The following is a 22,184-nucleotide window of genomic DNA, read 5'->3' on the forward strand; positions in this document are numbered from 1 at the left end:
ATTTTGTGATTGAACGGAGAAACCCGTCCCCTGGTTTTCATAGTGTGAAAAACGGGTATGACTATGATGGTTGAAACGAAAACTAATCAGAGGACTCGTCTTAAAGGAGGGCAGTGGTTTTGGCCAAAATGATAACTGTGGGATTGATCCCGGCTCCAGAGTTGCCGACATTCATAACTCATAAATTAGCTGAAATAATGCCCAATGAATTTAATCAAGAAATTGACGGGGATATTTCATGGGAACTCAGCGTTTTTCCCGATCCGCTGACAGGTGCTGCTGAAAATGTGGACAAGTTGATTGAACGGGCTGAAGCCATTAAAGAATCCAACCAATGGGATTATGCCGTGTGTCTGACTGATTTGCCCATTTTCTCCAAAAAGGGTGTCGTTCTGGGAGATGTAAATGACAATGAAGGTGTTGCACAAATATCCATCCCTGCATTCGGGCTGCCTCCTGTGCAAAAAAAGGTGAAGCAAGCTATTATACAGGTGGTCGGTGAATTATATTACAGAGTGAATGAGGATTACAGCATCAATGGGGAAAGTGCAAACAGGCATAAAGGTTTGTTGGAGCGCGGCTTTCTATTTTCTCCAATCCGTAAAAATACCCAAACTGACGGGATTGAAAAATCGGATGTGCGCTTTATTCTCAAACCAAAGCTGTATGGCAGGTTAAAGTTGCTGCTTGGCATGACACATGCGAACCGGCCCTGGTCGATCATCCCATCATTTAAACGCGTGATGGCTATTGCTTTTGCGTACGGGCTTATATTTCCAACGCTTTGGCGGCTTAGTGCTGTTTATGAGTGGCCGCGTTTTATTATCTTAACACTTGCTGTCATTCTTGCCATGATCATCTGGATTACATTTGCGCACAATTTATGGGAAAAACCAAGCGAAAAGAGTCAGCGAAAACTTCGGTTACTGTATAATACGACGACCATCATGACGTTGCTTGTCGCGGTGGGGGTGTATTATGTCACTTTGTTTATGCTGTTTTTGGGAGTTGTTGCCTTTCTTGTACCGCCGGAGACATTTAGTGATGTAGTGGGCATAGAAGAAAAGAAAATCAGTTTCCTTCATTTCTTCCATTTGGGCTGGCTTGTTACCTCTGTTGCAACTGTTGCCGGTGCGGTTGGTTCCAGTCTGGAAAGTGATGAGACTGCCCGGAACATCATGTATGGTTACCGGCAGCAGCGCCGTTATGAGGAAATGGAATACTATGGTGAGAACAGGGATGGTTGACCGGTGAGATATGTTGGTTGCAATCACCAGAAAGGAAGGTTTGCCAGTGATTGAAGTCTATACGGATGGTGCATCCAGCGGCAATCCGGGGCCAAGCGGGGCTGGTGTGTATATAAAAGCCCAAGGGGATGTCAAGGAATTGTCGTTTGTACTCGGCGTCATGTCTAATCATGAAGCCGAATTTCATGCTGTTTTGAAAGCTCTCGGCGTGTGCATCAGCCATTTTCCCGGTGAGATTTTATCATTCCGCTCAGATTCAAAGCTCGTTGTTGATGCGGTAGATACCGGTTTTATCAAAAATCCGGTTTACAAGCCCTTACTTGCTGCCATCAACGATAAAGCGAGCCAGTTTCCTTATTTCTTTATCAAATGGATCCCGGAAAAGCAGAATCCGAACGCAGACAGGCTTGCCAGACAGGCGATTATGAGGGAATGAATAAGTGTGCGCAAACGCTTGATTCAAACACCTTTTTGGCTGAACGGCAAGAATAATTTGATTCCGCGCTTATTTCCCGGAATAAACCGCATGTCCGCCAGCAAATGACTCGCATACCCCAACACAAGTGTCCAGAATAACCCCTCCATGGCAAATCGTTCATTCACATAAAACGCAATGATGGCAAAAAAGATAAGTCCGATTATTGAATGTGTATAGCTCCTGTGAGCCACCAGCGCAGCCCCCGCTACGTAACTCCCTGACAGCCACACCCAAATTTCCGACATGGCCAAACCAGCCGCAATAACCGCCACGCCACTTATGAGCAGCATTAACTTTTGGGAAAATTTGGGCGCAATCAATAACAGAAAAATGCCAAGTGCAAGCCCGATATACATCGCATAGCCTGATAAACCGAACCACGCATAGGCTCCTGCTAAAATACCGGTTGTCCGAACAAAGCCCTGGATCATTTTATGGGATAACGATATTTTGTTTGCGAGTTTTCCTGCTGTATCGAGATCTGGCACTAATCCGGCGATGATACCCGCACCCATCAAAACAGCCGTCTCCACCGGCTCCATGCCGATTGACTGAGCAACGGCCACTCCGGTTCCGGCACCGATGACAGCGTGAAGTTTTCCATCCATATTGATTCTCCCCTGACGCTTGATAATACCGCTATTATACAGCATGGCGTGCTTTTTGTGCAGGGTGAGGAAGGGATGTGGCCATGAAATGTTGACTTGTTTAAGCTCAATTTAGGAAAATATCGGATTTTGTTTGCAATAAATCTTTTAGGTGTTTTATCAGAGCGTCTCCCCAAACCATCCCTCTAACAGCGTGTTACCAAAATAGGCTTTCCGGCATAGGCTGAGATTGGAAGTATTTTACCTATATAGAGGAGGACTTTGCTGTTATGACGATGCAACAGGAAGAAGCAGACTGGCTGGAGCGGTTAGTGGCGTGGACGGAACAGTGCGATCAGCTGGTGGCTTCATTAGAAACGCGTTCAGATAAAGTACCGGGTGCAAATATTGATAGGAACGCGTGGCAGCTCCGTTTTCGCGAACTGGGAGAAATGGCAGACGCCTACCGTGAGCAATTGCTGCAGGACGCGGAAACGGCTGATGCAGCGGATGAGATGGGATCATTGAATACAAAAGCACACCAGCTCAAAAGTGAATTTGTTCAATTGATGAAGGAAAACAGTTCCGGGGAGTTTTCAGAAGACAGTGAACTTGATGCGGATGATGAGGAACGAAAATCAACAACAACTGTTCCAATCGGCGAGCATACTCTGCCACCGCTCGCCTATGACTACAATGCGCTGGAACCGCATATCAGCGAGGAGATTATGCGGCTGCATCATGACAAACACCATCAAGGCTATGTGGACGGCTTGAATAACGCTGAAAAAGAGATGCAAAAAGCCCGGAGGAACAGTGACTTCTCGCTGATTCGGCATTGGGAAGATGAAGCGGCATTCAATGGTGCCGGACACTATCTGCACACGATTTTCTGGGAAAATATGAGTCCGAACGGCGGCGGGAAACCGGACGGTGCGATTGCAAAAGAAATCAAGCGGACATTCGGTGATTTTAATCAATTTAAAGAGCATTTTTCCAAAGCAGCTGAAAATGTGCAGGCTGTCGGATGGGCGCTGCTTGTCTGGTCACCGCGTTCACACCGGACCGAAATCCTGCAGGCGGAGAAGCATCAGAATCTTACCCAACAGGATGTGATCCCGCTGCTCGTCCTTGATGTCTGGGAGCACGCGTATTACCTGCAGTATCACAACAACCGTAAAGATTACATCGATGCATGGTGGAACGTTGTCTGCTGGGACAGTGTGAATAGACGGTTTAACGAGGCGATAAAGGTAAAGTGGGAGCCTTATTAATGAGCAAGAGCAGTATCAAAACGAGCGGGAATGTCACGATAACGAGCGACACGCCGGTGAAACCGAGCGGGAGCGTCCCCAGAACGAGCGACGCACCGGTTAAATCGAGCGGGACTGTCATCAGAACGAGCGGCATGCCGGTCAAATCGAGCAGGCGCGCCATCAGAACGAGCGACAAACCTGTAAAATCGAGCGAGTATCACATCCTTAAATGCTAAAATTTCTTTATCCTTAAAAAGCTTCCGGCGTCTGCCGGAAGCTTCCATACCATGAAGGGTGTGCCGTAAAAAGCCATCGACCAACCAATTACATCACCGTCTGGAACCACATACCAAGTCCGGTTCCGATGTAATTGCCGATAATGTAACCAAGCGTACCGACAAGCAAAATTGGCACAATCAGTTTGTTCCAGCCTTTGGCGATAGCCATGGCGGCAGCGGTTGTGGGCCCGCCAAGGTTGGCGTTGCTGGCAAGCACCACTTCCTCGAGGTTAAATTTAAACAGCTTTCCGAGGACAAGTGAGAAAAGCAGGTTGAATACAACAATGATCAGCGTAAACACAAGCAGAAGCGGTGCGGTTGTCACGACCAAAGCGAGTGATGCCGGGACACCGATCACGACAAAGAATATGTAAATCAGGAATGTTCCAATCTCTTGTGTCCCCCGGATATTTTCAAAATAATTCGGGAAGGCAACAACCACCAGAACGGTCAGAGTCGTTAACACCAAGTACTGATCACCGATAATCCCGCCCAGTAACTGAAAGAAAATGTTGGTATTCGCACCAGTCGGAACAATACGAGCAAAGAAATCAGCCAGATGGAACGATACCGCAACGAGGACGAACGCCGTGGCAACACTTGCGGCAATATCCTTTAACGACATCTCTTTACGCTGCCAGAACGAGGCTGCTTGTGTTTCCCCTTCGTTGTCGGCTGTTTTTGCTTCAACTTCTTCCACATGCGGTGTCTGGTACCTTCTCCGGAAAAATCCGATAGCCGGAATCGCCATCAGAACAAAAAAGAACAGGGCCATCATCGCGTTATCAGCAACAACAAGCGCTGAAACGAGCTCCCCCGGCGCTTCGAATTTAGAAGCCATGGCTGCAAGGTTCACGCTTCCGCCGGTGTAAGAACCTGCCATCATCGCTCCCAGCTTATCCAGATGCGGAATAACATCCTTAAGCAAAGAAAATGAGACAATGGTCCCCGCCACAGTCCCGATAGCGCTTAACAGGAAAATTGTCAGCATCCGGCCACTTTCCTGCCAGATTTTTTTAATGTTGGCCTGAAATAGCAAGAGCGGAATGGCGAGTGGCACCACATAATTCCAGACTGCATCATAGACACTTGACTCAAGCGGAATCACGTTGAAGTTAGCAAGCAACATGGCCCCAATCAGGGCAATGATCGCACCGGACATCTTGGACGCCCAGGCATATTTTTGCTCCAGATAAATGCTCGCCGCTGCCCAGCCGGTCAAAAACGCCCAGAGCGCCCACGTGTTATCCGGAGATATCAATGACGTTTCCAATTTGGTTCACCTCGATATAAGTTTATTAATTATAACAATACTTTTATGTAATCGTTTCATTTGCTTTGATACATAACAGTGTACACCATTTGTGTTAGCATATAAATAGAAAGACTGTTGTGCTAATGGTGATTATATGAGTGTTTTAAACATCAATTTGGTAAAATGGATCTACTGTAGGAGGTGAGAAAATGTATAAAGAAAACAATCTAATTGTAAATTCTGAGCAAACAAATCTACTAAAAGAATTAACGTCTTCCTTGGAAACATGTAATCGATTCTATTTTAGTGTAGCCTTTGTTAATTTCAGTGGTCTCCAGCTTCTTTTGGATGCATTGAAGGAAGCGAAACAAAGGGGAGTAGAAGGAAAAATTATTACTTCTACTTACCTGAATTTCACGGAACCAAAAGCGTTGGATAGAATACGAGAATTTGAGAATATAGATTTGAAGATTTTTGTGACTGAGCGTAATATTGGGTTCCATACAAAAGCATACATATTTGAATATGATGATTATTTTAAAGTAATGATTGGCTCCTCAAACATTACTCAATCTGCGTTAAAAAGTAATGTGGAATGGAATGTTGAGATTATTTCAAAAAATGATGAATCTTTTATCCAGCAAGTAATTTCGGAGTTCCATGGATTATGGGATAGAAGTACAGTTGTTGATGATTTTTTTATACAGGATTATAAACAGTTTATTAAGAATATTGATCGCGTAACTTCTTCTCAAACTATGATCTATGAGAAAGCTGAGTACATTGTTCCTAATTCAATGCAACACAAGGCGATGGAAAACTTGGAACGGCTTCGCAATCTGGGCGAGAAAAAAGCTTTGGTAATAGCGGCGACAGGGACAGGGAAAACATATATGTCCGCATTTGATGTAAAGAAATTGAAGCCTAAGAAACTTCTGTTTGTCGTTCACCGTGAAGAGATTTTGGCAAAAGCGAAGGAAACGTACGAAAAGCTGCTTCCAAATAGTAATTTAACATTTGGAATGTTAACAGGGACTAGGAAAGATTTTGATGCAGATTATATATTTGCGACGAATAAGACGATTTCACGATATTATCATAGGTTCAATTCAAATGAATTTGATTATATTATTTATGATGAAGCGCACCATGTTACAGCGGAAACTTATCAACATGTAATTGACTATTTTAAACCTGACTTCATGTTAGGAATGACAGCGACACCTGAGCGTGGAGACAGTCAATCTATCTTTGGAATTTTTGATTTTAACGTGGCGCTTGAGGTCCGTTTGCACGATGCGCTAGAAGATGACATCGTTGTTCCATTCCATTACTTTGGGATCACGGATATTGATGAAATTGATCTTAGTGATGTTCCCGTTGATGATTTAGATGAAATTACAAAACGGCTTAAAGTCAACGAGCGTGTAGACTTTGTTATCGAAAAGATGAAGTTTTATGGGCATGATGGAAAGAAACGTAAATGTTTAGGATTCTGTGCCAGTAAGGAGCATGCCCGTTATATGGCAGCAGAATTTAATAACCGTGGTATTCCAAGCTCATATTTGTCAGGGGAGGACGACGTGCCTGTAAGAGAAGCACGAATAGCAGAACTGGAAGATGATTTGAACGAGTTACAAGTAATTTTTACAGTAAATATTTTTAATGAAGGAGTCGATATACCTTCTGTTAATACGGTTTTAATGCTTCGACCAACGAACTCCCCGATCGTATTTATTCAACAGCTAGGGCGTGGGTTGAGAAAGTATCAGGACAAATCCTTCTTAACAGTACTTGATTTCATAGGGAATCATACGAAGACATTCTTAATTGCGATAGCCCTAAATGGAAATCGTTATTATGATAAGGAAAGTCTGAAGGTAGCAATATCTACAGGATTTGCACATCTGCCAGGTGCTACTCATATTCAAATGGATAAAATATCACAGGAACGTATTTTGGCACAAATTGATCAGGAGAAGTTCACGTCGATGAAGTATTTAAAAGAGGAGTATTTCGAGTTTAAGAAAATGAACAGTGGCCGAGTACCTGACTTGTTGATGGATTACTATAAGTACGATGGAGCACCCGATCCGGTAAGATTCATTGATAAAGAAAAGTCCTACTTAAACTTTGTGGCAAAAGTGGAAAAAGATCAACAGCTACAACAGTTACTAGCCTATGAAAGCTTTGAAAAGGTATTGAAGTGGCTATCCAGCATGTTACCATTAAAGCGAATCTATGACTTTATTATATTAAACTATTTGTTGGAACATCCTTCGGTAACGATAGATGAAGTTGAGCAAGAGATTTTGAAATGGGTAGAAATGGTGGACGAGGATAGTGTATTTCATGCCATGGAGTTCCTGAATCAGAAATTCTTTGACGACACCCAGAAAAAAAGGGTTCCTAAGTTAGCAAACCTACATGGAGAGCGTCTTACCAGGTCTCACTTATTTGAACAGCTCTTAGCAAACCCTAATTATAAGAGATATCTATATGATGTTATTGAGTACGGCTTGTTTAGGTATGAAAGAGAATTTGGAGAGGACTATTTAGGTGTTCCTCATTTTAAACTATATGAGCAGTATCGTATGATGGATGCAGCTTTACTTTCAAATTTTAGAAAAACTCATAGTTCTTTCCGAGGTTCTGGGCTTTTGGTAAATGGGAAGGACTATTTTCTTTATATTGACTTACATAAAGAAGCTGATATAAAGGAGAGCATCAATTATAATGATAAAATTATAGATCGCATTCATTTTCAATGGGAAACACCAAATAAAACATCTCAAGGTACGGATCAAGGTAAAAATATTATTTTTAACCAGGATAGAGGGATTAATCTACATTTATTTGTTCGGAAATTTAAAGAGATCGAGAAGAATAGTATCGAACCGTACATTTATATTGGAAAAGGTAACACGATCTCCTTTAAAGGAGAAAAACCGATCGAAGTACAACTGGAATTGGAGAATACACTCCCACAACAACTATATACTGAACTAACAGAAAAAGTATAGGCTTCTTCTATAGGGAGAAGCCTATACTTCTTTAATTAGCTGTTCTACTGCCGGGATGTCTGCAGGAGCCCAGGAGAGTGATTGCAGGTCTTCCCTCTTTAACCAAATAACTTTGGAATGCTCGTTTAAGGTTGGTTCACCTTCAATTAAATTAGCTTTAAGGGCTATAAGATTGATAATGAAAGTATCGTACTCATGAACGTTTTCATTAAAAACTTCTGATGCTTTAATTGTACAAGTAAATTCTTCTGTAATTTCACGTTCTAATGCGGTGAAAAGGTCTTCACCATCTTCAACTTTTCCACCTGGAAATTCCCACGTGTTTGGGATTGACATTTCTGGAGAGCGGAGTGCACATAATATTTCTTCATTTTCATTTTCGATAATAGCTGCAACTACTTTTACTGTTTTTTTCATGAAACGACCTCCTCTTTAGGTTATCTTAGCACAATGACTTAAGATTTTATATAGTCACTCGTAGGTGGATGAATAACTCATGAAAAAGTCTTTATTAGATAAAAAATTCCAATCTTGAGTACTTAGTAGACATTCGGGAGCGCCTATCTTTTTTTAGTGCCGACACCTTGAAGGAATCGGGCTATTCACCCGCCGGTGTATCAGTACTGGCGGTATTTTTCTACATCACCTTAAATTATGCGCTCCCAAAATTCTCCCTCCAAATCTTCACCAAATCCTAACACCATATTAATTCCCACTTTACATTCAGTTGTTATGCTTGATTTACAAAAGGAAGGAGGAAAGAAACATGAGTATACGTGCTATGTTCATTGATATGGATGGAACATTGCTGACGTCATCAAACGAGATTTCCCAGCGCAATGCGGAAGCAATTAACAGGCTGATAAATCAGGGAGTAAAGGTATTTCTGGCTACAGGACGGCAATATGAGATTACGGCACCTTATCACCGTATGCTTGGGTTGAAGACGCCAATGATTTGTTTAAATGGTGCCTCGATTCACGATGGGATCACGGGTGATATTGCCGGTAAGAAACCCGTTATTTTGGATGAAGGGCGTTTCCATCGGATTATCAATGAGAACTCCTGTAACGTCATTGTACACACAACTGATGGACTCTTTTGCAACAGAACGTCTAAGGAGGTCGATGTGTGGACCAGGGAAGGCAAAGTTCCGCCAAGGTATATCGGTGATTTGCGGGAGGCGGATTACCGTAACGTGTTGAAATACACTGTCAAGACCGGCCGTCATGGTTCGCATATGTCACATTTGTTCAGTGAGGAGGCGGATGTTATTAACTGGCAAGACGGGTTTGAGATTGTTGCGCCCGGCGTTTCGAAATGGGCAGCTATCAAAACGCTGATCGGAGCTTTTGGCATTAATCCTGAAGAAACAGCAACCATTGGGGACGGTCCGAATGATATCCAAATGCTTACCGGCGCAGGTATAGGTGTTGCAATGGAAAATGCTGTGCCGGAAACGAAAACAGCAGCCAATTTTGTTACGGGCCATCATGAAAGTGACGGCTTGGCTGAATTTATTGAGCAATACTTGATCCAGTCATTTGCCATGTGAGGTCTGGTGAAACGAAAACTGTAAACATTTTGAAGACATGATTTGCAGATGACCACATATGCCTTCTCTTTTTACACCCCAATCATTCTTTCGATACGGGTTACTTTTTTATCCCGCATGTAATAGCAGTAAACCCCCAACTGATTGAAGATTCACTTTATCCAACCACATCCAGTTCACAACATAATTGCTTTTCACCGGTTATCTCCCCTGAAAAAATTACCGAAACACAGCACGGATCATCCGCGCTATAAGCCGTAATATCCGGTCATCTAAACCTTCCATTAAACTGAATTCTTTGTTTTAGATGGTGAAATTCGATAAACTATGAATAGACTATAGTTGAAAGGACTTGCTCCATGGATGCCTCTGTAACATCATTCGTATTAATGTTCGCAATCATGCTCCTTGTCGGTGTGTTTACAACAAAATTCTCGGCTCGTCTTGGCTTGCCTTCACTTGTTCTTTTCTTGTTTGTTGGGATGATCCTCAACGAATTCATTTATTTTGAGAATGTGGAACTTACCCAGTTGGTCGGTATCATGGCGCTGATTATCATCCTGTTTGAGGGTGGTACACAGACGAAATGGAATAATATGCGTCAGGTCGTTGCACCGGCGAGTGTGCTGGCAACTGTTGGGGTTTTGATTACCTCGGTTATTATTGGATTTGCAGCTTATTATATTCTTGGTTTGACCATGCTGGAAGGTATGCTGTTTGGGGCGATTGTTGGTTCAACTGACGCTGCAGCGGTCTTCGCTGTGCTTGGTAGTAAAAATATTAATAAGCGATTGACGGCAACCCTGGAAGCTGAATCCGGGTCGAATGATCCGATGGCAGTCTTTTTGACCGTTATGTTTATTGAAATGATTCAAGTTCCGGACACCACGATTTGGTCGGCGGTCGGCGACTTTTTTCTCCAAATGGGATTTGGCTTGATCTTCGGCTTGGTATTTGGCCGGTTAAGTGTGCTCTTAATCAATAAAATACAATTGGATGTCTCCGGGATGTACCCGCTACTGGCATTGGGGAGCGCTGTTTTAACATTTGGCGTGACCGATTATCTGGGCGGGAGCGGATTTTTAGCCGTATACGTGATGGGTATTCTGGTTGGGAATAGTGATTTGATGCATAAATTCTCAATCGTTCGATTTAATGAAGGATTTGCATGGATGATGCAGATCATCATGTTTATTTTCCTTGGAATGCTCGTCTTCCCAAGCGATTTGTTAGAAGTGGGCTGGCAAGGGATTCTATTAGCGATTATCCTCATGTTCGTGGCCAGGCCGATTGCAACCTTTTTATGTATGGTATTTTTCAAGTACAATTTGAAAGAACAGGTATTTCTGTCATGGACAGGGTTGAAAGGTGCCGTGCCAATTGTCCTGGCAACTTACCCGATTATAGCGGGTGTTGAAAATTCTTATGTGATTTTTAATGCGGTCTTTTTCGTTGTCTTGATCTCGGCTCTCGTACAGGGAAGTACACTATCACCATTTGCATCAAAATTGGGATTGACAGAGGAAGGGACGGATTTTGATTCGAGCGGTTTTGAAATGATCCATTTGGGCAACACGAATTCTGAAATCATCAAACTGCCAATCGGCAAAAAAGCACCGGTCGTTCAGTCCACACTGACAGACATTACGCTGCCGAATGATACATTGGTCATTGGCATTGTTCGGAATGAAGAATTAATCACGCCGAGCGGGGCTACGATGATTGAAACCGGTGATATGCTATTTGTTCTCAGTGAAAGAGAAAAACGGCCTGAAGTCAGAGAAGTCTTTTTAGGGAAGAAAGAAAAGAAGGAAAAGCCGAAGAAGAAAAGATGGTGGAAAATTTTCGGCAGTAAAAGGGAATAGCGATCAAAATAACATTTCCTGCATGCAATATACTTTAGACACTACAAAAGGAGACAGATCAATATGGCAAAACAAGTACAACTAGGCAAAACCGATCTATCTATAAATCCGGTTGGACTGGGAACAAACGCAGTCGGCGGGCATAACCTGTTTCCTGACACAGATGAAGAAACAGGAAAAGAACTTGTCCAAACAGCTATCGATAATGGCATCAACTTTCTCGATACAGCTTATTTATACGGCCAGGGACGGTCGGAAGAATTAGTTGGTGAAGTTGTCAAAGCAAGCGGCAAACGTTCTGATTTGGTCATTGCCTCAAAAGTGTCGCCGATTTTTCAAGATGGCGGCATGAAAAATGACAATGCACCGGCCTTTTTAAAGCAGGAAGTTGAAAACAGCTTGAGACGCCTCCAGACCGACTATATTGATTTAATGTATATCCATTATCCAGATGAAAAAACACCTGAAGCAGAAGCGGTCGGTGCGTTAAAAGAATTAAAAGATGAAGGGAAAATCCGTGCCATCGGTATTTCCAATTTCACCCCTGATCAATTGAAAGCAGCCAACCAGGACGGTTATGTTGATGTTTATCAGGGTGAATATAACCTGTTGAACCGGGGCGCGGAAAAGGCGCTGTTCCCTTACACAACAGAGCATCAGATATCGTTTATTCCTTTCTTTCCACTGGCGGCGGGACTATTGGCAGGTAAATATGATAAAAATGCGCAATTCACAGATATACGTTCAGGAATGCCATACTTTGAAGGAGATGCCTTTGAGGAAAATCTGGCAAAGGTGGATAAACTGCGACAAATCGCTGATGCAAAAGGTGCAGAAGTCGCACATGTCGTGCTTGCCTGGTACCTGAGGCGAGATGCGATCGATGCTATCATCCCTGGTGCCAAGCGGGCTGAGCAGGTGCTCAATAATCAGAAGACATTGGATGTTCAGTTGACAGATAATGAAATCCATGAAATTGACCGGATTTTTCAATAAGAAAGTGAGAAACGTACAGGCGCTGTGTCTACAGTCCTGTACGTTTTTGTTATGCTTTATGCCTCTTTTTGTTTCTTCTGCAACAATCTTTCCGTATAAGTTCAGTTTTTCACGACCTTTATCGACTATTTAATTGGCCTAAACGCTTCATTGTCAGCTGCACCAATAATGAAGCGTTTACATAAATGTGATGGGCATATCACTACGATAAAAGCAGTTATACATAGATAAAAGACGTTTTTCACATTATTACCACAATATATGTAAGAATACTCGGTTTGATACCTTATGACCCCGAGTGTTAGGTTTAATAACATTGCGGCAAAATTGTGTTTCCCATTTTGAACAGGAAAAGAATGTGAAATTCTTAACAAGAATAGGAGTGATACAATGGAATCTGTTCCAACTAAACAACAAACCAGTGAAGAAATGGATAGTGATTATTCCCTGGACCGGGTTCCCCGTGAAAAAAGGAACATGGGTTGGTTAAGCATTACAAATATTACGTTTGGTATTGCAACGGCGATTTTTTATTTTCAAATGGGGAGTGTGATGGCCCTTCAATTTGGGGCAATTAATGCTATCATATCAGCTATATACGCTATTGTTGTCGCAGGTATTCTGGGAACATTTATTGCATACTTATCCGCTAAGTCTGGAATGAACGTTAACCTGTTGTCCCGCGGCGGCGGATTTGGATATGTGGGCGCTTCGTTAACATCTTTTATTTACGCCACGAATTTTATTATGTATTGTGCACTGGAGGGTTTAATCCTCGTAGCTGCCGTTCACAATTTTTTCCCTATCATTCCGGAGTGGCTATTAATTGTTGTCTTTGGGTCAATCGTCATTCCATTAAATTGGTTTGGCATTAAACAATTGGATAAATTGCAGAAATGGTCACTGCCGCTCTTCTTCGTATTTCTAATTGCAGCAATTATTATGGCTGCACTCACACCTTCCACCTATGATGGTGCCTTTTGGAACTATATGCCGGAGGGAGTTCAGGTTGGCGGAACGGCGTTGCTGCTTTGTATTGGAATGCAGCACGGAATCATGGGGCTGACACCATTGCTTGCCTCAGATTATGCCCGTTTTCTAAAACCAAAAGATACAAAAGTAGGGATATTCGCTATTGGCTTTATTCCTCAGATTTTCTGCTTTGGTGTCATGGGCGGTCTTGGTATTTTGTTTGGCGTTCGTCTTGGAGAGCCAAATCCAGGCGTATATATTGTACTTCTCCTTGGTATCTGGGGTGCATTATTTACAATGCTGACACAAATAAGAATTAATATTACCAATATATACAGCGGTTCCCTGTCTCTGTCCTCTTTCTTTGAAAATATTTTTAAATTTACACCGGGCAGACGTTTTTGGGTTGTGGTAACAGGAATAACCGCTATGGTTTTAATGCTTGCAGGCATCGTCAATCATCTGGATACGGTTATGACTTTCCAGGGGGTTTTTCTGATGACCTGGGCATCTATATTGGTGGCTGATGCCGTTATTGTTAAAAAAATATTAAAACTTGGTCCGGGTTACTATGAAGCACGCCAGGAGAATTTGTATAAATGGAACCCGGTGGGCGTTGTATCCTTAATAGTGGCGAGTGCTTTGGGAACGGCGGCCGCATTAGGTTTCATGGGATCATTCCTGCAAAGTACCGCTGCATTTTTCGCAGCACTTCTGGCTGCTGTATTAACCGTAACATTGGCTATAGCCACTAAAGGACAATATTATATTAAAAACAAAAACAAAGATGTGGCAAAAGAAGATTATATTGCTTAAAGAGGCAAAGGGGGACGGCTGCCCACTATGTGAATCGTGGTGAGCAGCTGTCCCTTTTTATTTGTTTTACCGTTTTTCTGCGTTCCACTCATAATCATAGCTGCATCAGGCAAACTAAGGATATATATACTGAAGGAGTGATGAAGATGGGTGAACAATCCCGCTTCCGTGGCGGTCAAAAGGCCCCGAATAATGGCGTGTATATCGAACAAGGTGAGACAGGGAGCAATGTGAATGACCCGAGACAGCTTGAAATGAACGCAGGTGACAAATTCCCTGAAAACGCCAATCCGGAACGTGTGTGGGTCAATAAGCGTGATCTGTCCAGGCCGGGTGTTCAGGGAAGAGCCAATGACTGATGGCCGGTGAAAATTTACGCCATTAATACTTAAGAGAAGCTGCTGTTTTTGAACTGGCAGCTTTTTTCATATGAATAGAGAAGATATTAGCGACTTACAAAAGAGAAAAACGTTATTTTCCGATTCTACATAATATCATATCGGAATAAGTTAAGGGTGGAGAATTTTTCAGTGTTAAAAAAGAATTGTACGAATGTTGAAACTTGATTGGTTTTGTTATCGTACTGTAATATAGATTCATATACATAGATTGTTGGTATGGATTCATAATTTATAAGGGAGCGGATTTTTTTGTTTCAAGATGCATTATTTTTAATGATTCTCGCGATTATCGGGGTTGTTGCGATTATCGGTGGCGCAATTGCTTTTATTATTTTCAGGCTTCGCTACAAAACAGCAAGCTCGAATGAAGCACTCGTCGTTACCGGGCCGAAGCTTGGTGATCCGGAAAAAGAGCGGAATGTTTTTCAGGACGAGAATGGACGTTCGGTTAAAATTATTCGCGGCGGCGGGTATCGCCTGCGCATGTTTCAGACAGCTACACCCATTGATTTGACATCTTTCCAGCTGCAGGTTGATTCAGAGAAGGCATACACCAAGGAAGGCATCCCGGTGCGCGTTGTCAGCACGGCCGTCATCAGTATCGGCAGTGAACTGGCAATCATGGCCAATTTTGCTGAGAAATTTCTCGGTAAAGAACAGGATGAACGTGAATCCGAATTACGGGATGTCTTAAACGGTCATCTGCGTGCGATTATTGCATCGCTTTCCATTGAAAAGATTTATAACGATTTTAAAGAAGTCAATACACAGGTGAAGAGGATTGCTGAAGCGGATCTGAAAGGTATGGGTTTTGAAATCACATCGTTTGCTTTGAATGATGTGGAAGACGTGGATGTCGAAAACGGCTACATCGATGCCCTTGGACGTCCGCATATTGCCGAAGTACAGAAGATGGCGAATCAGGCCGAGTCTGATGCGGAAAAAGAAACACGGATTTATCAGGCACAAAATGATCAGGAAGCAAAAGATGAAGAAAACCGCCGTCTGACAGCGATTGCCCAATCCAAAAATGATAAAGATATTAAGGAAGCTGAGTTTGAAAAAGAAACCAATCGTGCAAGAGCAAATGCTGAACAGGCTGGCGAACTGGAACGGCAGCGCCTTGCCCAGCAGGTGAAGGATGAAGAATTGAAAGTCGAATATATCGAAAAACAGCGTGCAGTTGAACTGGAAGAAGAGGAAAATAAACGCCGCCGCTCAATCGCTGATGCGGAAGCTTATAAAACGACAAGAGCAGCTGAGGCAGATGCGGAGAAAGAGCGTATTAAAGGTGAATCAGAGGCAGAAGTTATCCGTCAGCGCGGTATTGCCGAAGCAGAATCCAAAGAACGCATGGCCCAGGCAATGGAGCAATACGGGGAAGCGGCGATTATGGAAATGCTTATCAATGTCCTGCCTGAGTATGCTGAAAAAGTGTCCGCGCCGATTTCTCAGATTCAGGATATGAAAGTGATTGATATGGGCGGCAGTGACTCACAGGGCGGTACGTCAAAGGTAGCCAATAGTGTTACGTCGACAATGCTTGGAATTCAAGAATCATTAAAGGAAACAACCGGTATGGACCTGAAGGCGATGCTTGAGAGCTATGTGTCCCGCGGCAATGCTGATCACTTTGGCGCACAGAAGGAAAACTATTACCAGGAAGCATCAGCTGCCAAAGGATCGGATGAGGATGATAATGAGGCAGCAGATAGCGACCATAATGAACAGTAGAACGCATCATGGTTGAGTACATGGAGAAACCGGGGCTTTCACTTAAAGAATGGTGAAAGCCCGAGTTTTTTAAGAGGAATTGGCATGTTAGAAATTAGAGTGTTTATGTTAAATCGTTTGAAAAAAGGTGGATATTAAATGCCTGTTTGTCAAAATTGCGGTAAAGAATGGACTTGGAAACAAACGGTTAAAACACTATTTAAATTGAAATGCCCGCATTGTGGCGCTAATCAATATGAATCAGCATCATCACGGCGCCGGGGCAGTCTCGTTGGTTTGACTCCCTTGGTACTGTTGGGGAGTGTAAACTAAACTGTGTAAGTGAGAGTGCGTACGGCTCTTACTTCGCAGTTTAGTTTTTTATTGGTAGAATAAAAACAAATGAGTGGGAGGTTGTTCTATTGGCGAAGTCGAAGCGTGATACAAAATCTGTTGAGCTTGCGAACCAAATACTAGAAAACTACCAACCAGAGACTGTAGAAGATATGCAAAATGCACTGAAGGATATATTTGGGCCAATGTTTGAATCGATGTTAAAAGGCGAAATGAACCATCACCTAGGTTATGAATCCAATAATAAAGCCGAAAAGGAAACAGAAAACAGAAGGAATGGATACGGCGATAAAACAGTAAAGACCAGTTCAGGTGAAGTCGCTATTCAGGTGCCTCGAGATCGTGATGGATCCTTTGATCCAAAACTCATACCAAAGCGTCAAAAAGACGTTTCTGCGATTGAGAACAAGGTAATATCCATGTACGCACGAGGGATGTCACAACGCGATATTTCTTCAACTGTTGAGGACATCTATGGATTTTCGGTTTCCCACGATATGATCTCTGATATTACGGATAGTGTCCTCCCTGAACTCGAGGAATGGCAGACAAGACCGCTGAGTAACTGTTATGCCTTTGTGTTTGTGGACTGCATGTATACAACGATTCGAAACCAGTATGAGACAAAGAAATATGCCGTTTATACGATTCTTGGCTACACAATGGAAGGCACAAAGGACATTCTGGGATTATGGTTAAATGAGACAGAAAGTAAACATAAATGGATGCAAATCTTTGATGAAATCAAAGCGAGAGGCGTTGAAGACATTTTCTTTATCTCGATGGATGGTGTGAGCGGTTTAGAGGATGGTGCACGGTCTATCTTCCCTAATGTCATCGTACAACGTTGTATGGTTCACTTAATTCGTAATTCTGTTAAATATATTCCGAGCAAGGATTATAAAGCATTCACCAAAGCATTAAGAAAAGTATATGCGGCACCAAGCCTTAAGGCTTGTCATAGTGCATTCGAATCCTTCAAACAACAATGGGCTGCCTATCCAGGAGCAATTGATGTTTGGATAAGAAACTTTCATCACGTTGAGCAGCTTTATGACTACGGCAGTGCCATTCGTAAGGTGATGTACACGACCAACGCGGTAGAAAGCATCCATTCCAGCTTTAGAAAAGTGATCAAAAAAGGAGCATTTCCAAACGAAAATGCCCTTTTAAAAGTATTATATTTGCGAATCAAAGAGCTGGAAACCAAATGGGATGGTGGCCATATACAAAACTGGGCAATGGTAATGAATCAGCTCCTCGTACACGAGAGTCTTAAGGATAGGGTTTTAAAATATCTGGCGTGAATTATAATTTACACACTTTATTTGACAAACCCTCCTGTTGCCTTTTGTCACTTGGCTGGATTTGTCCATATTTATAGCTATAATCCTTGTCGTTGTGTTAACTTCTATCATGCTATGCTTTTATCCATTTGTTTTGCAATTATCAAATGAACAGGAGCCTTACTGGTAGAACCCCACTTGGTGAAGGTGGTGTAATTCAAATGAACGATAACGCACAAACAAACGGATCCTCAGTCATTTCGCTGACCCTGGGAGTTCTGTCCATTGTGATACCGTTTATAGGACTATTTCTTGGCATCATTGGTATTGTCATGTCACAGAGGGCAACAAAGGAAGTCAGTGAAGGACATGAACTGGGCCGCGGACTGGCCATTTCAGGACTCATTTGCAGTTTGGTCGGACTGGTGATCCAAGCCTTGATTATAATGGGGGTTATCATGTTTTTCATGTTTGTTAATGCTGTTTAGGACGCAGGTGAATTTTACGGGAGAGGAGCTTTTCCTAAGATTCGCGCAGTGCTCACATCGCGCGGAATAATGGTAAGGCCGCGCGAAATTTGGCGCCCATTGCGCGAACTCCACCATCACCGCGCGAAATCGAGCATGCACCGCGCGAAAACCCACCATCATCGCGCGATTATCAAGCAGTGGACTTGCTTCTCAAATAGGATTCTCATCATTGTCAAATAGGCTTTTACGTTAAACTAACGGGGTTAATCAAGATTGAGAGGTGTCATTAATGAAAAAATATATTATTTTTGCGATCAGTTTTATACTGCTATTTGTGTTGTTCCAGATTTTATCCGGGTTGGTTCTAACATATGCATATACACCAGATATTGAAGAGGCATGGAAGATGAGCGCTGATGCCCCTCAAGAAACCATTATTAGAAGCAGCGGCAGCTCTTTTCTACTCACGTTATTGATTGCTTTTGCTGCTGCCACAATTACTTATTTCATTCCGAAGAAACTCTATTCATCGCTATATTAAAGGACTGTATGGTGTGATGAAAATGATTGGTATTATTATCCTGTTATTTGTTGTGCTGGGAATTATTCTATCAAATGGAAGAGGTTCCTTTTTGATTGCCGGCTTCAACACGAAATCGAAGGAAGAAAAAGAAAAATATGACACGATCGCCTTATGCAAGTTTATGGGAAAAGTGATGTTTGCTTTATCAGCCAGTATGGTTCTCTGGGTAATCAGTGAAGCATTGGAAATCACATGGCTTTTTACCGTTGGCCTTGTTTTGTTCATTGCCATTATGATATTTATGCTTATTTATATTAATACAGGCAACCGGTTTAGGAAATGGAAGAATAGAGTATGAAAACAAATCATAAGGAGCGCTGCGAGCTGATGCACTTCTTAATGAATTAATGGATGGCCTAAAAGGGGAATATTGTCGGATTAACAAGGGTGGCGACTATTGATGAGCAGACCAAAAATTAAAATTACAGACCATACGGAATTGCGGGATGAAGTCGAAAAAAACACGGAATTGATTAGTCATGCTGATTTGGCCGGGTGGGCGCTAAGTGTTGCGGGGCGTGTTCTGTCTTATGTTGAAATAGAGTTCCCGGACAACACAAAGATAAAGAATGGCTTTTACGTTAATAAACTATGGCAAAACGGAGAGGCTTCCGTCCATCAAGTCAGGCAGGCCGGTTTCAAAGTACATGAAATTGCACGAGAATGTAAAAGTGAAACGGCAATAGCTGCGGCAAGAGCGGCTGGACAGGCTGTTGGTGTGGGGCATATGCGAGGTCACGCAATGGTCGCCGCTGATTATGCGATTAAAGCAGTAGGCCTTGACTCTTCAGATGACATGAACAGAATCACTGAAGAGAGACAGTGGCAATTACATGAATTGAAAAAATACGTTTAATCGGAGCGGTGTATTTTTGAGTTTAAAGGTAATCGGCAAGAAGAGGTGTTTTAAATGAATAACTGGTTATACGGATTATACGCACTTATATTAGGATTAGTTTCTATAGTAACTGGAGAAATCATAACGTTTGTTATGCTGGGTTTTATACTAATCAGCCTTCAAAATATTCACTCGACATTAAAAGAAATGCTGGCAGTTCAGAAAGAGAAGAATTAATCCCGAATCCATTTTTTAACGTTAAAAGGGGCAGATAGTTATATGAAATTAAATGTTTTACCAACCATATCGTTAACAATATTAACGGCTCTGCTCATTTCAGACTTCTTTCCGAACAATCCCTTTTTTGGTTATATCAATAATGGATATGTGTTTTGGGCGTTATTAGTGGCTTTGGGTGTTATTCTCCCACTTAGCTATAGGTCCAAGGGAAGTAACAGTCATTTTCAACGAATTTTTCCATTGGCATATCTCGTCTTATTACTGGTGGTGTTAACATTACTTGGCGGAGAGTCTGCTCATGGATTTGCTGTGAACCAGAGCGCTTTTTGGGTCGTTGTACTACTGTGCACCATTGATATTATTTCAATTCGAAAAGAAAAGGGTGCAAAAGAGATCTGATTAGATTGCTAAAGTAAATCGCAGCATAGGATGGTATTAATGGACATCGTCAATCTTTTAAAACGAAAAATAACCGTAACGTTTGCTGTCATCATTATGACTGCTATCCCACTTGCTTTCCAGACGTTAGACAGCATGAAGGATGAACCCCTTCATGGTTTGGGGTCCGATTTTCTGGGCTGGTTTACTGTTTTCGTCATGTATGCAGGCGCGGTTATATTGATTTATGGGAATTTGGTATCTGCTGGGATTGAATATCTGCAGCATAAAGGGTATATCGCAAAGACCTGGGTTTATATTGGACTGCACGGTGTTTTTGGCTCAGCAATCGGTTTGTTGTTTCAGATGCCGCACTTGGCATTATACGGAGCGGGGATTGCTGTTTTCTTTGCTGTCATGGACAGATGGATCTGCAAAAGGTTAAACATGGACAAAAAGATAGGGTTCTTTTATCTATTTCCGATTCTGGTTTGTGGCTTGTTCTGGGGATATTTCCAAATCATATCAGAACCTTTGCCCCCGTTCACAGCGGAAGATGCTGTTGAAAAGGTGACTGAAGGCAATGGGACTCCCGCTGATCCGTTTCCTTCAGAAATTGGCAAATCGGAACAAACGATTGAAGGCTATCATGTTGTGAAAGAAACTGCGGCAGAGCCAATAGGAAACGGCACATATAGGGTCACTTTCACTGAGACATGGCAGAAAGACGGGGAGGAAGGTTCATATGAAATGGCATATGAGGTTGATCGTAATTCTTTAACCGCCCGCGATTTGAGGTGGGAAGAAACGCCTGCCTATTATGAGAATTAAACGATCAGGAAAGAATAACAGGATTGAAGCCGAATCGTTTGGGGAGGACAAAAAAATTGGAGCATTTTGAACGCGTATTTTCTGTCACTTAATCCTTCACCTTCACACCAAATACTTCAATAAACCCGGCAGCCTGTTCAGGCGCAATCACCACACCACGCAAGTCCGCCTCCTCAATGTGTAAATGAGTGAACCGGCAGCGGCTGAGATCGACGTTTTCTAAGGAGGTGCCGGTGAATTGGACATCTTCAATGTCTGAATTTCCCAGCTGCAGGTTATTCTGTGAGGCATCGATGAAGTTAGCCCCCTTTAACAAACAATTCTCAAATTGCACATCCCGAAGTTCAGTCAGACTACAAAGAACATATGGCGCCTGGCAGTCTGTCCATGTCACATCGTGCATGACAGCCCGGTCAAAGTCGGTTCCGGCCAGTTTGCAATTGCGAAACTCTACCCGGCTAAACCGCGCGTCATTAAGCTGAGAACCGGAGAGATCGCAATGATCGAAAATAATATCAAGCCACTGGGAAAAAGGGAGTTCTGTGTCAGTGAACGTGACATCCTTGAAATGGATCTGTTCAAACTGGACGTCTTCAACGTGCACCGGGCCAATTCCTTCGTTAACAGTGCCCATTTCATAAAATGACTGGTCTGTCAGCTTATTAATTTTGATTGGAGCTAATTGATCCGGCAGATCTGGTTTCTGGATAAGTCTATTTTTCTTCTTCACGGCTGCAGTCCCCTTTCGTAAAAATGATAGAT

The 22,184-nt window shown here is 42.6% G+C and carries 24 protein-coding genes; 20 read left to right on the forward strand and 4 right to left on the reverse strand.

Annotated features, from left to right (window positions below):
* Window positions 1-119: 119 nt before the first annotated feature.
* Window positions 120-1,247, forward strand: a complete 1,128-nt coding sequence (locus AOX59_RS14345) for a hypothetical protein (protein ID WP_068446605.1) — start codon at window positions 120-122, stop codon at window positions 1,245-1,247.
* A gap of 46 nt (window positions 1,248-1,293) precedes the next feature.
* A complete protein-coding gene (locus AOX59_RS14350; protein ID WP_068448377.1) occupies window positions 1,294-1,683 on the forward strand; it encodes an RNase H family protein in 390 nt (129 codons plus the stop codon).
* 23 nt (window positions 1,684-1,706) lie between these two features.
* On the opposite strand, the gene AOX59_RS14355 is transcribed toward AOX59_RS14350, so the two are convergent.
* On the reverse strand, window positions 1,707-2,333 hold the full coding sequence (locus AOX59_RS14355) for a metal-dependent hydrolase (RefSeq protein ID WP_068446606.1): 627 nt from the start codon (window positions 2,331-2,333) through the stop codon (window positions 1,707-1,709).
* 269 nt (window positions 2,334-2,602) lie between these two features.
* Between AOX59_RS14355 and AOX59_RS14360 the strand changes: the two genes are divergently transcribed.
* Entirely contained in the window at window positions 2,603-3,586 is a 984-nt protein-coding gene (locus tag AOX59_RS14360) for a superoxide dismutase (protein WP_068446607.1), read from the forward strand.
* Window positions 3,586-3,804: a hypothetical protein gene (locus AOX59_RS19770; RefSeq protein ID WP_156418713.1), complete on the forward strand. Its 219-nt coding sequence runs from the start codon at window positions 3,586-3,588 to the stop codon at window positions 3,802-3,804. Before AOX59_RS14360 ends, AOX59_RS19770 begins: the two co-directional genes overlap by 1 nt.
* A gap of 88 nt (window positions 3,805-3,892) precedes the next feature.
* Here AOX59_RS19770 and AOX59_RS14370 read toward each other — a convergent pair whose 3' ends face one another.
* Window positions 3,893-5,119: a DUF819 family protein gene (locus AOX59_RS14370; RefSeq protein WP_068446609.1), complete on the reverse strand. Its 1,227-nt coding sequence runs from the start codon at window positions 5,117-5,119 to the stop codon at window positions 3,893-3,895.
* A gap of 191 nt (window positions 5,120-5,310) precedes the next feature.
* Between AOX59_RS14370 and AOX59_RS14375 the strand changes: the two genes are divergently transcribed.
* Window positions 5,311-8,124, forward strand: coding sequence for a DEAD/DEAH box helicase (locus AOX59_RS14375; protein ID WP_068446610.1), 2,814 nt, complete (start codon window positions 5,311-5,313; stop codon window positions 8,122-8,124).
* A 21-nt stretch (window positions 8,125-8,145) separates the two neighbouring features.
* Here AOX59_RS14375 and AOX59_RS14380 read toward each other — a convergent pair whose 3' ends face one another.
* Window positions 8,146-8,541: a (deoxy)nucleoside triphosphate pyrophosphohydrolase gene (locus tag AOX59_RS14380; RefSeq protein ID WP_068446611.1), complete on the reverse strand. Its 396-nt coding sequence runs from the start codon at window positions 8,539-8,541 to the stop codon at window positions 8,146-8,148.
* Window positions 8,542-8,890: 349 nt separating this feature from the next.
* On the opposite strand from AOX59_RS14380, the gene AOX59_RS14385 reads away from it, so the two are divergent.
* From AOX59_RS14385 to AOX59_RS14445, 15 genes are all read left to right on the forward strand, one after another.
* A complete protein-coding gene (locus AOX59_RS14385) occupies window positions 8,891-9,679 on the forward strand; it encodes a Cof-type HAD-IIB family hydrolase (protein WP_068446612.1) in 789 nt (262 codons plus the stop codon).
* 359 nt (window positions 9,680-10,038) lie between these two features.
* On the forward strand, window positions 10,039-11,544 hold the full coding sequence (locus AOX59_RS14390) for a potassium/proton antiporter (RefSeq protein ID WP_068446613.1): 1,506 nt from the start codon (window positions 10,039-10,041) through the stop codon (window positions 11,542-11,544).
* A gap of 63 nt (window positions 11,545-11,607) precedes the next feature.
* A complete protein-coding gene (locus AOX59_RS14395; RefSeq protein WP_068446614.1) occupies window positions 11,608-12,540 on the forward strand; it encodes an aldo/keto reductase in 933 nt (310 codons plus the stop codon).
* Window positions 12,541-12,930: 390 nt separating this feature from the next.
* Window positions 12,931-14,328 (forward strand): purine-cytosine permease family protein, encoded by a 1,398-nt coding sequence (locus AOX59_RS14400; protein ID WP_068446615.1) that lies wholly within the window; start codon window positions 12,931-12,933, stop codon window positions 14,326-14,328.
* A gap of 146 nt (window positions 14,329-14,474) precedes the next feature.
* Complete coding sequence (locus AOX59_RS14405; protein ID WP_068446616.1) at window positions 14,475-14,687, forward strand: YjzC family protein; 213 nt, start codon at window positions 14,475-14,477, stop codon at window positions 14,685-14,687.
* A gap of 291 nt (window positions 14,688-14,978) precedes the next feature.
* Window positions 14,979-16,463 carry a flotillin family protein gene (locus AOX59_RS14410; protein ID WP_068446617.1) on the forward strand — a complete coding sequence of 495 codons (1,485 nt, stop codon included), beginning with the start codon at window positions 14,979-14,981 and terminating at the stop codon, window positions 16,461-16,463.
* Window positions 16,464-16,601: 138 nt separating this feature from the next.
* Window positions 16,602-16,775 carry a TIGR04104 family putative zinc finger protein gene (locus AOX59_RS19300; RefSeq protein WP_082684217.1) on the forward strand — a complete coding sequence of 58 codons (174 nt, stop codon included), beginning with the start codon at window positions 16,602-16,604 and terminating at the stop codon, window positions 16,773-16,775.
* Window positions 16,776-16,864: 89 nt separating this feature from the next.
* A complete protein-coding gene (locus AOX59_RS14415) occupies window positions 16,865-18,103 on the forward strand; it encodes an IS256 family transposase (protein ID WP_068445579.1) in 1,239 nt (412 codons plus the stop codon).
* Window positions 18,104-18,303: 200 nt separating this feature from the next.
* Window positions 18,304-18,570 (forward strand): DUF4190 domain-containing protein, encoded by a 267-nt coding sequence (locus AOX59_RS14420; protein WP_068446618.1) that lies wholly within the window; start codon window positions 18,304-18,306, stop codon window positions 18,568-18,570.
* Window positions 18,571-18,841: 271 nt separating this feature from the next.
* A complete protein-coding gene (locus AOX59_RS14425; protein WP_068446619.1) occupies window positions 18,842-19,093 on the forward strand; it encodes a hypothetical protein in 252 nt (83 codons plus the stop codon).
* A gap of 16 nt (window positions 19,094-19,109) precedes the next feature.
* Window positions 19,110-19,433: a DUF3784 domain-containing protein gene (locus tag AOX59_RS14430; protein ID WP_335338790.1), complete on the forward strand. Its 324-nt coding sequence runs from the start codon at window positions 19,110-19,112 to the stop codon at window positions 19,431-19,433.
* A 102-nt stretch (window positions 19,434-19,535) separates the two neighbouring features.
* Window positions 19,536-19,991, forward strand: a complete 456-nt coding sequence (locus tag AOX59_RS14435) for a putative immunity protein (RefSeq protein WP_068446621.1) — start codon at window positions 19,536-19,538, stop codon at window positions 19,989-19,991.
* Window positions 19,992-20,045: 54 nt separating this feature from the next.
* Entirely contained in the window at window positions 20,046-20,210 is a 165-nt protein-coding gene (locus AOX59_RS20055; RefSeq protein WP_169792882.1) for a hypothetical protein, read from the forward strand.
* A gap of 42 nt (window positions 20,211-20,252) precedes the next feature.
* Window positions 20,253-20,612, forward strand: coding sequence for a hypothetical protein (locus tag AOX59_RS14440; RefSeq protein WP_068446622.1), 360 nt, complete (start codon window positions 20,253-20,255; stop codon window positions 20,610-20,612).
* A 39-nt stretch (window positions 20,613-20,651) separates the two neighbouring features.
* A complete protein-coding gene (locus AOX59_RS14445; protein ID WP_068446623.1) occupies window positions 20,652-21,422 on the forward strand; it encodes a hypothetical protein in 771 nt (256 codons plus the stop codon).
* An 88-nt stretch (window positions 21,423-21,510) separates the two neighbouring features.
* On the opposite strand, the gene AOX59_RS14450 is transcribed toward AOX59_RS14445, so the two are convergent.
* A complete protein-coding gene (locus AOX59_RS14450; protein ID WP_068446624.1) occupies window positions 21,511-22,152 on the reverse strand; it encodes a pentapeptide repeat-containing protein in 642 nt (213 codons plus the stop codon).
* Between the last annotated feature and the right edge of the window lie 32 nt (window positions 22,153-22,184).

It is taken from the genome of Lentibacillus amyloliquefaciens (assembly GCF_001307805.1).
Classification (GTDB): Bacteria; Bacillota; Bacilli; order Bacillales; family Amphibacillaceae; genus Lentibacillus; species Lentibacillus amyloliquefaciens.

Excerpts from the sequence above, each read along its gene's own strand:
- AOX59_RS14355 (WP_068446606.1), bottom strand. The coding sequence starts at position 2,333 with ATGGATGGAAAACTTCACGCTGTCATCGGTGCCGGAACCGGAGTGGCC.
- AOX59_RS14360 (WP_068446607.1), top strand. The coding sequence starts at position 2,603 with ATGACGATGCAACAGGAAGAAGCAGACTGGCTGGAGCGGTTAGTGGCG.
- AOX59_RS19770 (WP_156418713.1), top strand. The coding sequence starts at position 3,586 with ATGAGCAAGAGCAGTATCAAAACGAGCGGGAATGTCACGATAACGAGC.
- AOX59_RS14375 (WP_068446610.1), top strand. The coding sequence starts at position 5,311 with ATGTATAAAGAAAACAATCTAATTGTAAATTCTGAGCAAACAAATCTA.
- AOX59_RS14380 (WP_068446611.1), bottom strand. The coding sequence starts at position 8,541 with ATGAAAAAAACAGTAAAAGTAGTTGCAGCTATTATCGAAAATGAAAAT.
- AOX59_RS14385 (WP_068446612.1), top strand. The coding sequence starts at position 8,891 with ATGAGTATACGTGCTATGTTCATTGATATGGATGGAACATTGCTGACG.
- AOX59_RS14390 (WP_068446613.1), top strand. The coding sequence starts at position 10,039 with ATGGATGCCTCTGTAACATCATTCGTATTAATGTTCGCAATCATGCTC.
- AOX59_RS14395 (WP_068446614.1), top strand. The coding sequence starts at position 11,608 with ATGGCAAAACAAGTACAACTAGGCAAAACCGATCTATCTATAAATCCG.
- AOX59_RS14400 (WP_068446615.1), top strand. The coding sequence starts at position 12,931 with ATGGAATCTGTTCCAACTAAACAACAAACCAGTGAAGAAATGGATAGT.
- AOX59_RS14405 (WP_068446616.1), top strand. The coding sequence starts at position 14,475 with ATGGGTGAACAATCCCGCTTCCGTGGCGGTCAAAAGGCCCCGAATAAT.
- AOX59_RS19300 (WP_082684217.1), top strand. The coding sequence starts at position 16,602 with ATGCCTGTTTGTCAAAATTGCGGTAAAGAATGGACTTGGAAACAAACG.
- AOX59_RS14420 (WP_068446618.1), top strand. The coding sequence starts at position 18,304 with ATGAACGATAACGCACAAACAAACGGATCCTCAGTCATTTCGCTGACC.
- AOX59_RS14425 (WP_068446619.1), top strand. The coding sequence starts at position 18,842 with ATGAAAAAATATATTATTTTTGCGATCAGTTTTATACTGCTATTTGTG.
- AOX59_RS14430 (WP_335338790.1), top strand. The coding sequence starts at position 19,110 with ATGAAAATGATTGGTATTATTATCCTGTTATTTGTTGTGCTGGGAATT.
- AOX59_RS14435 (WP_068446621.1), top strand. The coding sequence starts at position 19,536 with ATGAGCAGACCAAAAATTAAAATTACAGACCATACGGAATTGCGGGAT.
- AOX59_RS20055 (WP_169792882.1), top strand. The coding sequence starts at position 20,046 with ATGAATAACTGGTTATACGGATTATACGCACTTATATTAGGATTAGTT.
- AOX59_RS14440 (WP_068446622.1), top strand. The coding sequence starts at position 20,253 with ATGAAATTAAATGTTTTACCAACCATATCGTTAACAATATTAACGGCT.
- AOX59_RS14445 (WP_068446623.1), top strand. The coding sequence starts at position 20,652 with ATGGACATCGTCAATCTTTTAAAACGAAAAATAACCGTAACGTTTGCT.